Annotated in this window: 14 protein-coding genes and 1 pseudogene; 11 read left to right on the forward strand and 4 right to left on the reverse strand. The window is 60.5% G+C overall.

Translation table 11 applies throughout. The features are described from left to right. Positions 1–420 precede the first annotated feature (420 nt). Positions 421–2,013, forward strand: coding sequence for an ABC transporter substrate-binding protein (locus tag CFE47_RS20010; protein WP_286839745.1), 1,593 nt, complete (start codon positions 421–423; stop codon positions 2,011–2,013). A 50-nt stretch (positions 2,014–2,063) separates the two neighbouring features. Here the strand turns inward: CFE47_RS20010 and radC are convergent, their stop codons facing one another. Further along, positions 2,064–2,738, reverse strand: a complete 675-nt coding sequence (gene radC / locus CFE47_RS20015; protein ID WP_286839748.1) for a RadC family protein — start codon at positions 2,736–2,738, stop codon at positions 2,064–2,066. Between the two features lie 152 nt (positions 2,739–2,890). Here radC and coaBC point away from each other — a divergent pair, with 152 nt between their 5' ends. The 4 genes and pseudogenes from coaBC (at position 2,891) to argB (ending at position 7,147) form a co-directional block, all read left to right on the forward strand. After that, the gene (gene coaBC / locus CFE47_RS20020; RefSeq protein WP_016970585.1) at positions 2,891–4,099 is read left to right on the forward strand and encodes a bifunctional phosphopantothenoylcysteine decarboxylase/phosphopantothenate--cysteine ligase CoaBC; all 1,209 of its coding nucleotides are present in this window, start codon (positions 2,891–2,893) and stop codon (positions 4,097–4,099) included. Positions 4,100–4,104: 5 nt separating this feature from the next. Beyond that, complete coding sequence (gene dut, locus CFE47_RS20025; protein ID WP_110620471.1) at positions 4,105–4,560, forward strand: dUTP diphosphatase; 456 nt, start codon at positions 4,105–4,107, stop codon at positions 4,558–4,560. A 240-nt stretch (positions 4,561–4,800) separates the two neighbouring features. Further along, positions 4,801–6,222, forward strand: a pseudogene (locus CFE47_RS20030) (phosphomannomutase/phosphoglucomutase); the annotation flags it as partial. Between the two features lie 19 nt (positions 6,223–6,241). Further along, positions 6,242–7,147: an acetylglutamate kinase gene (argB, locus tag CFE47_RS20035; RefSeq protein ID WP_016975925.1), complete on the forward strand. Its 906-nt coding sequence runs from the start codon at positions 6,242–6,244 to the stop codon at positions 7,145–7,147. Positions 7,148–7,247: 100 nt separating this feature from the next. On the opposite strand, the gene pyrE is transcribed toward argB, so the two are convergent. Beyond that, positions 7,248–7,892, reverse strand: coding sequence for an orotate phosphoribosyltransferase (gene pyrE, locus CFE47_RS20040; protein ID WP_003195489.1), 645 nt, complete (start codon positions 7,890–7,892; stop codon positions 7,248–7,250). 82 nt (positions 7,893–7,974) lie between these two features. Between pyrE and crc the strand changes: the two genes are divergently transcribed. Then, the gene (gene crc, locus CFE47_RS20045) at positions 7,975–8,754 is read left to right on the forward strand and encodes a catabolite repression control protein Crc (protein ID WP_003195493.1); all 780 of its coding nucleotides are present in this window, start codon (positions 7,975–7,977) and stop codon (positions 8,752–8,754) included. A 58-nt stretch (positions 8,755–8,812) separates the two neighbouring features. On the opposite strand, the gene CFE47_RS20050 is transcribed toward crc, so the two are convergent. Beyond that, the gene (locus tag CFE47_RS20050) at positions 8,813–9,181 is read right to left on the reverse strand and encodes a DUF4870 domain-containing protein (RefSeq protein WP_286839754.1); all 369 of its coding nucleotides are present in this window, start codon (positions 9,179–9,181) and stop codon (positions 8,813–8,815) included. A gap of 22 nt (positions 9,182–9,203) precedes the next feature. Then, positions 9,204–9,926, reverse strand: coding sequence for a ribonuclease PH (gene rph, locus CFE47_RS20055; RefSeq protein WP_017735760.1), 723 nt, complete (start codon positions 9,924–9,926; stop codon positions 9,204–9,206). Positions 9,927–10,123: 197 nt separating this feature from the next. On the opposite strand from rph, the gene CFE47_RS20060 reads away from it, so the two are divergent. The 5 genes from CFE47_RS20060 to ridA all read left to right on the forward strand — a co-directional run bounded on the left by CFE47_RS20060 (position 10,124) and on the right by ridA (position 14,620). Further along, positions 10,124–10,987 carry a YicC/YloC family endoribonuclease gene (locus CFE47_RS20060; protein ID WP_185709991.1) on the forward strand — a complete coding sequence of 288 codons (864 nt, stop codon included), beginning with the start codon at positions 10,124–10,126 and terminating at the stop codon, positions 10,985–10,987. Between the two features lie 10 nt (positions 10,988–10,997). Beyond that, complete coding sequence (gene gmk, locus CFE47_RS20065; RefSeq protein ID WP_185709992.1) at positions 10,998–11,618, forward strand: guanylate kinase; 621 nt, start codon at positions 10,998–11,000, stop codon at positions 11,616–11,618. Positions 11,619–11,785: 167 nt separating this feature from the next. Then, on the forward strand, positions 11,786–12,049 hold the full coding sequence (gene rpoZ / locus CFE47_RS20070) for a DNA-directed RNA polymerase subunit omega (RefSeq protein ID WP_003176920.1): 264 nt from the start codon (positions 11,786–11,788) through the stop codon (positions 12,047–12,049). 60 nt (positions 12,050–12,109) lie between these two features. Beyond that, complete coding sequence (gene spoT / locus CFE47_RS20075) at positions 12,110–14,215, forward strand: bifunctional GTP diphosphokinase/guanosine-3',5'-bis pyrophosphate 3'-pyrophosphohydrolase (RefSeq protein ID WP_058424246.1); 2,106 nt, start codon at positions 12,110–12,112, stop codon at positions 14,213–14,215. A 24-nt stretch (positions 14,216–14,239) separates the two neighbouring features. Beyond that, a complete protein-coding gene (gene ridA, locus CFE47_RS20080; protein ID WP_003176922.1) occupies positions 14,240–14,620 on the forward strand; it encodes a deaminase RidA in 381 nt (126 codons plus the stop codon). Positions 14,621–14,658 lie beyond the last annotated feature (38 nt).

Below are 14,658 nucleotides of genomic sequence, written 5' to 3' on the forward strand. Positions count from 1 at the left end.
GGTTGGCCGCTTAATCTCTCAGTCATTTGGCGCCAGGCGCCGCGTTTCTTTAGGGTCTTACCGGCTACACCTACAAGCGAAGGAACCGGGCCCCTAGAAAAGAGCGCTGCTTTATACCAGAAAGACCCCAGTGCAACAACAGCCCGTGTGTTTTTACCGACCTAAATCTAGGTAAAACACACCTGAACCGTTGCCAGGAGGGGCCGCCGGAATAGCCGACCGCTCGTCGCACAGAATGATTTACAGCGCCTGCGCGCACGGTGAAGTGCTCGGCGAAATACGCTGAGGCGCCATCAAAACAGCATTTGAGGCAAAAGCACAGGCAAAAATGGGCTAGTCATTTGGCAATCTGAGCACTACGGTAGGACTTTTCCAGACTGCACTCGCAGATGGGCCTTCGATCTGCAAAGGAAACCGAACATGCGCCTCGCTGCCCTACCGCTGTTGCTCGCCCCTCTATTTATCGCGCCGCTGGCCTCTGCCGCCAGCAACTTGAGCGTCTGCACCGAGGCCAGCCCCGAAGGGTTCGATGTGGTGCAATACAATTCGCTGACCACCACCAATGCCTCGGCCGATGTGCTGATGAACCGCCTGGTGGACTATGACGCGGCCAGCGGCAAGCTAGTGCCCAGCCTGGCAGACAGCTGGGAAGTGTCGCCGGATGGCCTGACCTACACCTTCAAGCTGCACCCGGATGTGAAATTCCATCGCACCGACTATTTCACCCCAAGCCGCTCCCTGACCGCCGAAGACGTACGCTTCAGCTTCGAGCGCATGCTCGACCCGGCCAATCCTTGGCACAAGATCGCCCAGAGCGGCTTCCCCCACGCGCAGTCGCTGCAGTTGCCGACGCTGGTCAAGAAAATCGACGCGCTCGACCCGCTGACCGTGCGCTTCACCCTTGATCACGCCGACTCCACTTTCCTCGCCGCGTTGAGCATGGGCTTTGCTTCGATCTACCCGGCGGAATACGCCGACAAACTGCTCAAGGCAGGCACGCCCGAGAAACTCAACAGCCAGCCCATCGGCACCGGGCCGTTCGTTTTCGTGCGCTTCCAGAAAGACGCCGTGGTGCGCTACAAGGCCAACCCGGACTACTTCGCAGGCAAACCACCTGTGGATAACTTGATCTTCGCCATCACCCCGGACGCCAACGTACGCTTGCAGAAATTGCACCGCGATGAATGCCAGATCGCCCTCTCGCCAAAACCCCTGGATGTAGGCGAAGCCGAGAAAGACGCAGCGCTCAAGGTCGAAAAAACCGCCGCTTTCATGACGGCATTCGTGGCCATCAACAGCCAGCATCCGCCGCTGGATAAGCCCGAAGTGCGCCAGGCAATCAACCTGGCTTTCGACAAGGCCAGCTACCTCAAGGCCGTGTTTGAAGGCACCGCCGAAGCCGCCAACGGTCCTTACCCGCCCAACACCTGGAGCTACGCCAAGGACTTGCCGGGTTATCCACAGGACTTGGCCAAGGCCAAGGCATTGCTGAACCGTGCCGGGCTCAAGGACGGTTTCAAGACCACTATCTGGACACGCCCCACTGGCAGCCTGCTGAACCCCAACCCGAACCTCGGCGCGCAGTTGTTGCAGGCGGACCTGGCCAAGGTCGGCATCCAGGCCGAGATCCGCGTGATCGAATGGGGCGAGTTGATCCGCCGCGCCAAGGCGGGTGAGCACGACCTGCTGTTCATGGGCTGGGCCGGCGACAACGGCGACCCGGATAACTTCCTGACGCCGCAGTTCTCGTGCGCGGCAGTCAAATCCGGCACCAACTTCGCCCGCTACTGCGACCCTGCGCTGGACAAGCTGATCAGTGCCGGCAAGACCACCAGCGAGCAAGGGGTGCGCAGCAAGCTGTACCAGCAGGCCCAGGCGCAGATCCAGCAGCAGGCACTGTGGCTGCCATTGGCACACCCGACGGCATTCGCCCTGGCACGCAAGAATGTCGAGGGTTACCAGGTGAGCCCGTTCGGACGCCAGGATTTTTCGAAGGTTAGCGTCAAGCCGTAAGCTGCAAGCTGCAAGCCATTTGAGGCTTGCAGCTTGCAACTGCCCCTCCCCTACATCCACCCATATTCGGCCATCGACAAGGGATCCCCGTCGCCCACGATGATGTGGTCAAGCACCCGCACATCCACCACGTCCAAGGCTTTTTGCAGAATCTTGGTCAGTTTTCGATCTGCTGCGCTGGGCTCCACGCTCCCGGAAGGATGGTTGTGACACAGGATCAGCGCCGCCGCGTTGTAGGCCAACGCGCGCTTGACCACTTGCCGGGGGTAAACCACGGCACCGTCGATAGTGCCCTGGAACAAGGCCTCAAACCCCAACACCCGATGCTTTGAATCGAGAAACAGGCAGCCGAAGGTTTCATGGGGCTCATGACGCAACAGCGCCTTGAGGTAATCACGCACGGCCACCGGACTTTCCAGCACCGAATCAACGCGCAACCGCTCCGCCAGATGACGCCGGGACATTTCCAGCACCGCCTGCAACTGGGCAAACTTTGCTGGCCCCAGGCCCAACTGCTGGCTGAACACCGTTTGACTGGCCTCCAACAGCGGCCGCAAGCCACCAAATTGCGCCAACAGGTGGCGCGCCAAGTCCACCGCACTCCTGCCGGTCACCCCGGTACGCAGGAAGATCGCCAGCAGCTCTGCGTCGGACAAGCTCGTCGCGCCCCACTCCAACAGCTTCTCTCGTGGCCGCTCTGCCGCCGGCCAATCACGAATACTCATCCCACCTCCCTCTCCATGTGCACAATGCGCACCGCTGTAGCCTGGCGGGCGCTGTGTTATCGTAGGCCCTCTTTTTTGCGTGCGATTTCACCTGGGGAGGGGGCATCGCAGGCGTCATTGAACTGGCATCACTGAACTGGAAAGGCAAACCAATGCAGCGTCTGTATCGGAAACGCATCGTTCTCGGCGTCGGCGGCGGCATTGCCGCCTACAAGAGCGCAGAGCTGGTTCGCAGGCTTCTCGACCAAGGCGCCGAAGTGCGCGTGGTCATGACACGCGGCGGCAGTGAATTCATCACACCGCTGACCATGCAGGCCTTGTCCGGCCACCCGGTTCACCTGGACCTGCTGGACCCGGCGGCCGAAGCTGCCATGGGCCATATCGAACTGGCCAAGTGGGCCGACCTGGTGTTGATCGCCCCGGCCACTGCCGACCTGATCGCACGCCTCGCCCAAGGCATCGCCGATGACCTGCTGACCACGCTGGTACTGGCCACCGACGCCACTGTCGCCATTGCGCCGGCCATGAACCAGGCCATGTGGCGCGACCCTGCCACCCAGGCCAACACCCAACTCCTGCAAAGCCGTGGCCTCAAGGTGTTCGGCCCGGCATCCGGCAGCCAGGCCTGCGGCGACGTCGGCATGGGCCGCATGCTTGAAGCCACCGACCTTGCACTGTGCGCCGCCGAGTGCTTCCAGCACCTGGCCCTGACCGGCAAGCACGTGCTGATCACCGCCGGCCCAACCCAGGAAAATATCGACCCGGTGCGCTACATCACCAACCATAGCTCAGGAAAAATGGGCTTTGCCTTGGCGGAGGCGGCGGTCGAGGCAGGCGCTCGCGTCACCCTGATCACCGGCCCGGTGCATTTGCCGACACCCGATCGGGTCACGCGAATCGACGTCGTCAGCGCCCGCGACATGCTCGCGGCCTGTGAAGCGGCCATTCCCTGCGACCTGTTTATCGCCTCGGCCGCAGTGGCGGACTACCGTCCGGAAGTCGTTGCCCCGCAAAAGCTCAAGAAAGACCCTACGAGCGGCGACGGCCTGCTCCTGCAAATGGTGCGCAACCCAGACATTCTGGCCACCATCGCCACCCGCCCGGACCGTCCGTTCAGCGTCGGCTTTGCCGCCGAAACCGAGCACCTGCTGGACTACGCCGCACGCAAATTGAAGGACAAAAACCTCGACCTGATCGTTGCCAATGATGTCGCCAACCCGAGCATCGGCTTCAACAGCGAGGAAAACGCTTGCAGCGTGATCGATCGTGACCTGCACGCCACCCTTTTCGCCCAGACCAGCAAGGGCAAGATTGCCCGCCAACTGATCTCTTTTATCGCCCAACGGCTGAACCAGGTTTAATTTCCATGCACGCTTTGCAAGCCAAGATCCTCGACCCCCGCATCGGCAACGAATTCCCACTGCCGGCCTACGCCACCCCAGGCTCCGCCGGCCTGGACCTGCGCGCCATGCTCAAGGAAGACACCGTCCTTGAACCAGGCCAGACCCTCCTGATTCCTACCGGCCTGTCGATCTACGTGGGCGACCCAGGCCTGGCAGCACTGATCCTGCCGCGCTCGGGCCTGGGCCATAAACACGGCATCGTGCTGGGTAACCTGGTGGGCCTGATCGATTCGGACTACCAGGGCGAGTTGATGGTGTCGTGCTGGAACCGCGGCCAGACCGCGTTCAACATCGCCGTTGGCGAACGTATTGCCCAGTTGGTGCTGGTGCCAGTCGTGCAGGCGCACTTCGAACTGGTGCAGGAATTCGACGAAACCCAACGCGGCGCAGGCGGCTTTGGGCATTCCGGCAGTCACTGACTAAGCTGAATCTGGCCGGGTGCTATTGCCCGGCTCGACGCCACCGCAAGGCTTTTCAGGACGAAGAATGCGCGGATTTTACAAGCGAGATTTCCCCAGTGAAATCAATGCATTACGCAAGCGACAAGACGGAGCGCACACTCCGATGGCATTTTTGCACCACGAACTCTCTGCCGAAAACACCGTCATACCCTTCAGTTTGAGCCTGCCGGTCAGCCACATTAAGGCCAGCTTTGCCCCCTTCAGATGGAGTTTCCCCCCGCGATGAGTACCGCAGCCCGAGTAGCCCCGACATTCCCCGACAGCATCTTTCGCGCCTATGACATCCGTGGCGTGGTGCCCAAGACCCTGACCGCCGAAACTGCCTACTGGATTGGCCGCGCCATCGGCTCCCAAAGCCTGGCGCAGGACGAGCCGAACGTATCGGTCGGTCGTGACGGTCGGCTTTCCGGCCCCGAGTTGGTGGAGCAATTGATCCAGGGCTTGGCCGACAGCGGCTGCCACGTCAGCGACGTCGGCCTGGTGCCTACGCCTGCGCTGTACTACGCCGCCAACGTCCTGGCCGGCAAATCCGGGGTGATGCTCACGGGTAGCCACAACCCGTCGGACTACAACGGCTTCAAGATCGTCATCGCCGGCGACACCCTCGCCAACGAGCAGATCCAGGCCCTGCACGACCGCTTGAAAACCAACGACCTGACCAGCGGCAAAGGCAGCATCACCAAGGTCGACATCCTGCAGCGCTATTCCGATGAGATCACCCGCGACGTCAAACTCGCGCGCCGCCTCAAGGTGGTGGTGGACTGCGGCAACGGCGCGGCTGGTGTGATCGCCCCGCAACTGCTCGAAGCCCTGAATTGCGAAGTCATCCCGCTGTTCTGCGACGTTGATGGCCACTTCCCCAACCATCACCCGGACCCGGGCAAGCCTGAAAACCTGGTGGATCTGATCGCCAAGGTCAAGGAAACCGGGGCTGACGTCGGCCTGGCCTTCGACGGTGACGGCGACCGTGTGGGCGTGGTGACCGAAACCGGCGAGATCGTGTTCCCGGATCGCCTGCTGATGCTGTTCGCCCGTGACGTGGTGGCGCGCAACGCCAACGCCGAGATCATCTTCGACGTGAAGTGCACCCGCCGCCTCACCCCGCTGATCAAGGAATATGGCGGTCGTCCGCTAATGTGGAAGACCGGTCACTCGTTGATCAAAAAGAAAATGAAGGAAACCGGCGCCCTGTTGGCCGGCGAAATGAGCGGTCACGTGTTCTTCAAGGAACGCTGGTTCGGCTTTGATGACGGCATTTACAGTGCCGCTCGTCTGCTGGAGATCCTCAGCAAGGAAAAATCCACCGCCGAAGAGCTGTTTCAGACCTTCCCGAATGATATTTCTACGCCAGAGATCAATATCCATGTGACCGAGGAGAGCAAATTCAGCATCATTGACGCACTGCACGATGCGCAATGGGGCGAAGGCGCCGATCTGACCCTCATTGATGGTGTGCGAGTCGATTACGCCAAAGGCTGGGGCCTGGTGCGCGCGTCCAACACCACACCGGTGCTGGTCCTGCGCTTCGAGGCGGATACCGAGGCTGAGTTGCAGCGCATCAAGGACGTGTTCCACGCCCAGTTGAAACGTGTTGCCCCTGATCTCCAATTACCGTTCTGATTTTTTACCGGAGCCCTGAATGACCCTCGAACGCGAAGCCGCTGCCAACACCGCCAAGGTCCTTTCCGAAGCGTTGCCCTACATTCGACGCTACGTCGGCAAGACGCTGGTGATCAAATACGGCGGCAATGCCATGGAAAGCGACGAGCTGAAAACCGGCTTTGCCCGCGACATCGTGTTGATGAAAGCCGTAGGGATCAACCCGGTGGTAGTGCACGGTGGCGGCCCGCAAATCGGCGACCTGCTCAAGCGCTTGTCGATCGAGAGTCACTTCATCGATGGCATGCGCGTCACGGACGCGCAAACCATGGACGTGGTGGAGATGGTCCTCGGCGGCCAGGTCAACAAGGACATCGTCAACTTGATCAACCGCCACGGCGGCAGCGCCATCGGCCTGACTGGCAAGGACGCGGAGCTGATTCGCGCGAAAAAACTGACAGTGACCCGTCAGACGCCGGAAATGACCCAGCCGGAAATCATCGACATCGGCCAGGTGGGCGAAGTGGTGGGCGTGAACACCGACCTGCTGAACCTGCTGGTCAAAGGTGACTTCATCCCGGTGATCGCGCCGATCGGCGTGGGCGCCAACGGTGAGTCCTACAACATCAACGCCGACCTGGTGGCCGGCAAGGTGGCCGAGGCACTGAAGGCTGAAAAGCTGATGCTGCTGACCAACATCGCCGGGCTGATGGACAAGGAAGGCAAGGTACTGACTGGCCTGACCACTCAACAAGTGGACGAGCTGATTGCCGACGGCACCATCTACGGCGGCATGCTGCCGAAGATCCGTTGCGCACTGGAAGCGGTGCAAGGCGGCGTTGGCAGCTCGCTGATCATCGACGGCCGCGTACCGAATGCAGTATTGCTGGAAATCTTCACCGATACCGGCATGGGCACGTTGATCAGTAATCGCAAGCGTCCTTAACCGCTGCAAACAAAAAGGCCCCGCTCAATCTGATTGAACGGGGCCTTTTTTATGCACATTGGCTCTGCAGAAAAATAGAGATTCCCACAGAGGATGTGGGTCAGACGCCAAATTGCTCGCGGTATGCGCGAACAGCCGGCAAATGCTGCTTGAGCTGCGGATCATCTTCCAGGAACTGCAACACCTGGTTCAACGACACGATACTCACCACCGGAATGCCGAAATCACGCTCCACTTCCTGGATGGCCGACAACTCACCGTTGCCGCGCTCCTGGCGGTTCAGCGCAATCAGCACGCCCGCTGCCTTGGCGCCGTCCTGGGAAGCAATGATCTGCATCACTTCACGAATCGCGGTGCCAGCGGTGATCACGTCGTCGATGATCAGCACATCGCCAGTGAGCGGCGCGCCCACGAGGCTACCGCCTTCGCCATGGGCCTTGGCTTCCTTGCGGTTGAAACACCACGGCAGATCCTGCCCATGATGCTCGGCCAACGCCACGGCCGTCGCTGCCGCCAGGGGAATGCCCTTGTAGGCCGGACCGAACAACACGTCGAAGGAAATACCGCTTTCAACGATGGCTGCCGCGTAGAAACGACCCAGCTGAGCCAGGGCCGAACCCGAGTTGAACAAGCCCGCATTGAAGAAGTACGGGCTGGTGCGCCCGGACTTGAGAGTGAACTCACCGAAGCGCAAAACGCCGCGATCGATGGCAAAACGAATGAAATCGCGTTGATACGCCTGCATGAAAAAAGCCTCAGATACCACGGATTTAGCTAATTAGGTAGACGGCGTGTATCATACACGCACGCGATTTTTGGGGCCATTTATGCGGATCATCAGTGTGAACGTTAATGGTATTCAGGCTGCAGTCGAGCGTGGTTTGCTCAGTTGGCTGCAAGCCCAGAATGCCGACGTCATCTGCCTGCAGGATACCCGCGCCTCCGCCTTTGAACTGGACGACCCAGCCTTCCAACTGGATGGCTACTTCCTTTATGCCTGCGATGCCGAAGTGCCCACCCAAGGTGGCGTGGCTTTGTATTCGCGGTTGCAACCCAAGGCGGTCATCAGCGGCCTCGGCTTCGAGACAGCCGACCGCTACGGGCGCTACCTGCAAGCCGATTTCGATAAGGTCAGCATCGCGACCTTGCTGCTTCCTTCGGGGCAGAACGGCGATGAAGACTTGAACCAGAAGTTCAAGCTAATGGACGATTTCGCCCGTTACCTGGATAAACAGCGACGCAAACGTCGCGAGTACATTTATTGTGGCTCGCTGTACGTGGCGCAACAGAAGCTGGATATCAAGAACTGGCGCGACAGCCAGCAATCCCCGGGTTTCCTGGCGCCAGAACGGGCCTGGATGGACGAGATTGTCGGCAACATGGGTTATGTGGATGCCCTGCGCGAAGTCAGCCGCGAAGGCGACCAGTACAGCTGGTGGCCGGATAACGAACAGGCTGAGATGCTCAACCTGGGCTGGCGTTTCGACTACCAGTTGCTGACCCCAGGTCTGCGCCGGTTCGTTCGCAGTGCACGCTTGCCGCGCCAGCCACGTTTCTCGCAGCACGCGCCGCTGATCGTGGACTACGACTGGACACTGACCATCTAAGGTCTTTTTCCAGGTACAAAAAAACCGACATCGCTGTCGGTTTTTTTGTGGGCGCCCGTTATTTGACCGGACGCCAGGTAAAGGGATAGCGATAAGCGATCCCTTTATTGGCCTTGATGCCGCCAATGATCGTCAACACCAAGGTTGCGATCACCAGGGCGATCATCAGGAAAAAACCCACCACGGCAAACGCCAGTACCACGCAGGCCATCCAGGCGATGGCCACGGTGATCTGGAAGTTCAGCGCTTCCTTGCCCTGGTCGTCAATGAACGCATCTTTTTCCTTCTTGAGCTGCCACAGAATCAGCGGCCCAACAACGCTGCCGAAGGGGAATACAAACCCCAGAAACGCCGCGAAGTGACACAACATCGCACCCTGGCGCGCTTCATAGGAAGGCGTAGACACAGGCAATTGGCTGTCACTCATGGCGTTTCTCCTTGAAGCCGGTTCAGTCGGCCAGTGCGGCGTTCTGCAGTTCGAAGATCTCGGTCATGCCCTTCTGGGCCAGTGCCAGCATGGCGTTCAGTTCGGCCGGCTGGAATGGCGCGCCTTCGGCGGTGCCCTGCACTTCGATGAAACCACCGGTGCTGGTCATTACCACGTTCAGGTCGGTCTCGGCGGCCGAGTCTTCCAGGTAGTCCAGGTCCAGCACAGGCTCGCCCTGGTACATACCCACCGAAACGGCGGCGATCATTTGCTTGAGCGGGTCACCGCCTTTGAGGCCGCCACGCTTCTTGATCACTTTCAGCGCGTCAACCAGGGCCACCATGGCGCCGGTGATGGACGCGGTACGGGTACCGCCGTCTGCCTGGATCACGTCGCAGTCGACGTACAGGGTCACGTCGCCCAGCTTGGACATGTCCAAGGCTGCACGCAGGGAGCGGCCGATCAGGCGCTGGATTTCCAGGGTGCGGCCGCCTTGCTTGCCACGGCTGGCTTCACGCTGGTTACGCTCGCCGGTCGCGCGCGGCAGCATGCCGTATTCGGCGGTCAACCAGCCCTGGCCCTGGCCTTTCAGGAAGCGCGGCACGCCATTTTCGACGCTGACGGTGCAGATAACCTTGGTATCGCCAAACTCGACCAGTACAGAACCCTCGGCGTGTTTGGTGTAGTTGCGGGTGATGCGGATCGAGCGGAGCTGATCGGCAACGCGACCACTTGGACGTTTCATAGGGGATACCTGTACTGAGGACGAAAAACTGCCGAGCATTATAGAGCCGTGAGCCGATTCGGGGCACTTCTAAAAATTCGGTTACGAATGGCCGGGCTGACGCCCATTGTTTGGGCGCGCTCGCCCCACTGCGCTACAATCCTGCGCCTTCTTAACCATCAGCCCGTGTTTGCGGGACTGCAACGCGAGGTACCTCCATGGTGCACAGCATGACCGCCTTCGCCCGCGTCGAAAAAGCCGGCGTCCAAGGCACCCTGAGCTGGGAACTGCGCTCGGTCAACAGCCGCTACCTGGAGCCGCACCTGCGCCTGCCGGAATCATTCCGCGACCTCGAAGGCGCCGTGCGTGAAGCGCTGCGCCAGGGCATTTCCCGCGGCAAGCTGGAATGCACCCTGCGCTTTACCGAAGAAACCACCGGCAAGGCCTTGCAGATTGATCGCGACCGCGCCGCACAACTGGTTGCCGCCGCCGAGACCATCGCCAGCCTGATCAAGCAGCCCGCTGCGCTGAACCCGCTGGAAGTGCTGGCCTGGCCGGGCGTGCTGGTGGCCGACGCCACCGACCCGCAAGCCCTCAACGCCGAAGCCCTCGCCCTGTTCAACCAGGGTTTGAAGGAGCTCAAGGCTGGCCGCGAACGCGAAGGCGCCGAACTGGCCCGACTGATCAACGAACGCCTGACCGCCATCGAAGAGGATGTGGTCACCCTGCGTGAACTGGTACCGCAGATGCTCGCCACCCAGCGCCAGAAGGTCCTCGACCGCTTTACCGACATGAAGGCCGACCTCGACCCGACACGCCTTGAACAGGAAATGGTGCTACTCGCACAGAAGAGTGACGTCGCCGAAGAGCTCGACCGCCTGAGCACCCACATTCTTGAAGTACGTCGTGTGCTCAAGTCTGCCGGTGCCGCCGGTCGGCGCCTGGACTTCCTGATGCAGGAACTCAACCGCGAAGCCAATACACTGGGCTCCAAGGCATTTGACCCGCGCAGCACCCAGGCTGCGGTCAACCTCAAGGTGTTGATCGAGCAGATGCGCGAACAAGTACAGAATATTGAGTAAGGCAACTTCCATGACCCACAGCACCGGCACCCTTTACATCATTTCCGCCCCTTCGGGCGCGGGCAAGAGCAGCCTGGTCAAGGCCCTGACCGACGCTGACGACCAGATCCGTATCTCGGTCTCGCACACCACCCGCGCCATGCGCCCGGGCGAGGTGAACGGCGTGCACTATCACTTCGTCGAGCGCACCGAGTTCGTCAAGATGATCGAACACGGCGACTTCCTCGAGCGCGCCGAAGTGTTCGGCAACCTCTACGGCACCTCGCAAAGCCACCTGCAGCAGACCCTGGACGAAGGCCACGACCTGATCCTGGAAATCGATTGGCAGGGCGCCGAACAAGTGCGCCAGTTGATGCCAAAGGCGCGTTCGATCTTCATCCTGCCGCCATCGCTTGAAGCGTTGCATCAGCGCCTGACCAACCGTGGCCAGGACAGCGACGAGATCATCGAAGGCCGCATGCGCGAAGCCGTCAGCGAAATGAGCCACTACGTCGACTACGACTACCTGATCATCAACGACGATTTCGCCCACGCCCTGGATGATCTGAAGGCGATTTTCCGCACCAATCAGCTCCAGCAAAAGCGTCAACAGCAGCGTTTTGGCAAATTGCTCGCCGAATTGCTGGGCTGATTGGCTCTTCCCAAAACCGCTGCAAGCGCTTTACATTGGTGCTTGCAGCGGTTTGACGAGGGCTCGCGGAAAATCAGCGCTTCCCTAAACGCTGGTGATTTTTTAAACTGTTTAGTCCGCTCGCCCAACCGGGCAGCGCGCATCTTGCATTCGCTCCGAGGAATACCATGGCCCGCGTAACCGTTGAAGACTGCCTAGAACACGTGGATAACCGCTTTGAGCTGGTCATGCTCTCTACCAAGCGTGCCCGTCAACTGGCCACTGGCGGCAAAGAGCCCCTGGTCCAGTGGGAAAACGACAAGCCTACCGTTGTAGCCCTGCGTGAAATCGCTGAAGGCCTGATGAGCTACGAGTTCATCGCCAACGCCGAAATCGTTGAAGACGAACCGCTGTTTGCAGCGTTCGAGGACGAGTCCAACGAGGCCGTCTAAGCCTATGCCTGGTCGACGTAGCACGGCGCGGGGTCAACGCATGCGGCAGGAGTCAATCCTATGCCGAGCATAGACGCCCTCGCCGATCGCTTATCGGCCTACCTCGGCCCAGACCAGGTCAACCTGGTCCGCCGAGCGTATTTCTACGCCGAACAAGCCCACGACGGCCAACGCCGCCGCAGTGGCGAGGCGTACGTCACCCATCCTCTTGCGGTGGCCAATATTCTTGCCGACATGCACATGGACCATCAGAGCCTGATGGCCGCGATGCTGCATGACGTGATCGAAGACACCGGAATCGCCAAGGAAGCGCTCAGTGCGCAATTTGGCGAAACCGTGGCCGAATTGGTCGACGGGGTCAGCAAACTGACCCAGATGAACTTCGAGACCAAGGCCGAAGCCCAGGCGGAAAACTTCCAGAAGATGGCCATGGCCATGGCCCGCGATATTCGCGTGATCCTGGTCAAGCTGGCTGACCGGCTGCACAACATGCGCACGCTGGAAGTGCTGTCCGGCGAAAAGCGCCGGCGCATCGCCAAGGAAACCCTGGAAATCTACGCGCCCATCGCCAACCGGCTGGGCATGCACGCCATTCGCATCGAATTTGAAGACCTCGGTTTCAAGGCCATGCACCCGATGCGTTCGGCGCGCATCTATCAAGCGGTCAAGCGCGCCCGGGGCAACCGCAAGGAAATCGTCAACAAGATCGAAGAGTCCCTGAGCCATTGCCTGGCGATCGATGAGATCGAAGGTGAAGTCAGCGGCCGACAGAAGCATATCTACGGCATCTACAAGAAGATGCGCGGCAAGCGCCGGGCCTTCAACGAGATCATGGACGTGTACGCGTTCCGGATCATCGTCGACAAGGTCGACACCTGCTACCGCGTGCTGGGCGCTGTGCATAATTTGTACAAACCTCTTCCGGGCCGCTTCAAAGATTACATCGCCATTCCCAAGGCCAACGGCTATCAGTCGCTGCATACCACGCTATTTGGTATGCACGGGGTGCCGATCGAGATCCAGATCCGCACCCGCGAAATGGAAGAGATGGCCAACAACGGCATCGCCGCCCATTGGCTGTACAAGTCCAGCGGCGACGAGCAGCCCAAGGGCACCCACGCCCGCGCACGCCAGTGGGTCAAGGGCGTGCTGGAAATGCAGCAACGTGCCGGCAACTCCCTCGAATTTATCGAGAGCGTGAAGATCGACCTGTTCCCGGACGAGGTCTACGTGTTCACGCCCAAAGGCCGGATCATGGAGCTGCCCAAAGGCTCCACGGCGGTCGACTTTGCCTACGCGGTGCACACCGACGTGGGCAACAGCTGCATCGCCTGCCGGATCAATCGCCGTCTCGCGCCGCTGTCCGAGCCGCTGCAAAGCGGCTCCACGGTGGAGATCGTCAGTGCACCGGGCGCACGTCCGAACCCGGCTTGGCTTAACTTCGTAGTCACCGGCAAGGCGCGTACGCACATCCGTCACGCCCTGAAACTGCAGCGCCGTTCCGAGTCCATCAGCCTGGGCGAACGCCTGCTGAACAAAGTGCTCAACGGTTTCGACAGCGCCCTGGACAAGATCCCGCAGGAGCGCGTGCAAGCGATGCTCCACGAGTACCGCCAGGAAACCATCGAAGACCTGCTGGAAGATATCGGCCTGGGCAACCGCATGGCCTACGTGGTCGCCCGCCGCCTGCTGGGCGAAGGCGAACAGCTGCCAAGCCCCGAAGGCCCGCTGGCGATTCGCGGCACCGAAGGCCTGGTACTCAGCTACGCCAAGTGCTGCACGCCGATTCCAGGCGACCCGATTGTTGGCCACCTGTCCGCAGGCAAAGGCATGGTGGTGCACTTGGACAACTGCCGCAACATCACCGAAATCCGCCACAACCCGGAAAAATGCATCCAGCTCTCGTGGGCCAAGGATGTCACCGGCGAATTCAACGTCGAGCTGCGTGTGGAGCTGGAACACCAGCGCGGCCTGATCGCCCTGCTGGCCAGCAGCGTGAACGCGGCCGACGGCAATATCGAGAAAATCAGCATGGACGAACGCGATGGTCGAATCAGCGTCGTCCAACTGGTGGTCAGCGTGCACGACCGTGTGCACCTGGCCCGCGTGATCAAGAAACTGCGCGCCTTGACCGGTGTGATCCGCATCACCCGCATGCGTGCATAGCCGATCCATTACAAGGAGTCATTCATGACCAAGACTGTTATCACCAGCGACAAGGCCCCGGCCGCCATCGGCACCTACTCCCAGGCCATCAAGGCGGGCAACACCGTCTACATGTCCGGCCAGATCCCGCTGGACCCAAAGACCATGGAACTGGTGGAAGGCTTCGAAGCCCAGACCGTACAGGTCTTCGAGAACCTCAAGTCTGTGGCTGAAGCTGCCGGCGGTTCGTTCAAGGACATCGTCAAACTGAACATCTTCCTCACCGACCTGAGCCACTTCGCCAAGGTCAACGAGATCATGGGCAAGTACTTCGAACAGCCATACCCAGCCCGCGCCGCCATCGGCGTTGCTGCCCTGCCAAAGGGCGCACAGGTTGAGATGGACGCGATTCTGGTCATCGAGTAAAACACCCGGCGCAGCTTTCCCCAGGCTGCGCCGACTCT

The sequence above is a fragment of the Pseudomonas sp. PGPPP1 genome (assembly GCF_002255865.1).
GTDB lineage: Bacteria > Pseudomonadota > Gammaproteobacteria > Pseudomonadales > Pseudomonadaceae > Aquipseudomonas > Aquipseudomonas cremoris.

Bases quoted from the DNA above. Each gene is read 5' to 3' on its own strand.
- radC (WP_286839748.1), bottom strand. From the start codon at position 2,738: ATGAGTATTCGTGATTGGCCGGCGGCAGAGCGGCCACGAGAGAAGCTG.
- spoT (WP_058424246.1), top strand. From the start codon at position 12,110: ATGCCGAGCATAGACGCCCTCGCCGATCGCTTATCGGCCTACCTCGGC.
- dut (WP_110620471.1), top strand. From the start codon at position 4,105: ATGCACGCTTTGCAAGCCAAGATCCTCGACCCCCGCATCGGCAACGAA.
- rpoZ (WP_003176920.1), top strand. From the start codon at position 11,786: ATGGCCCGCGTAACCGTTGAAGACTGCCTAGAACACGTGGATAACCGC.
- CFE47_RS20050 (WP_286839754.1), bottom strand. From the start codon at position 9,181: ATGAGTGACAGCCAATTGCCTGTGTCTACGCCTTCCTATGAAGCGCGC.
- gmk (WP_185709992.1), top strand. From the start codon at position 10,998: ATGACCCACAGCACCGGCACCCTTTACATCATTTCCGCCCCTTCGGGC.
- rph (WP_017735760.1), bottom strand. From the start codon at position 9,926: ATGAAACGTCCAAGTGGTCGCGTTGCCGATCAGCTCCGCTCGATCCGC.
- argB (WP_016975925.1), top strand. From the start codon at position 6,242: ATGACCCTCGAACGCGAAGCCGCTGCCAACACCGCCAAGGTCCTTTCC.
- pyrE (WP_003195489.1), bottom strand. From the start codon at position 7,892: ATGCAGGCGTATCAACGCGATTTCATTCGTTTTGCCATCGATCGCGGC.
- ridA (WP_003176922.1), top strand. From the start codon at position 14,240: ATGACCAAGACTGTTATCACCAGCGACAAGGCCCCGGCCGCCATCGGC.
- CFE47_RS20060 (WP_185709991.1), top strand. From the start codon at position 10,124: ATGGTGCACAGCATGACCGCCTTCGCCCGCGTCGAAAAAGCCGGCGTC.
- CFE47_RS20010 (WP_286839745.1), top strand. From the start codon at position 421: ATGCGCCTCGCTGCCCTACCGCTGTTGCTCGCCCCTCTATTTATCGCG.
- crc (WP_003195493.1), top strand. From the start codon at position 7,975: ATGCGGATCATCAGTGTGAACGTTAATGGTATTCAGGCTGCAGTCGAG.
- coaBC (WP_016970585.1), top strand. From the start codon at position 2,891: ATGCAGCGTCTGTATCGGAAACGCATCGTTCTCGGCGTCGGCGGCGGC.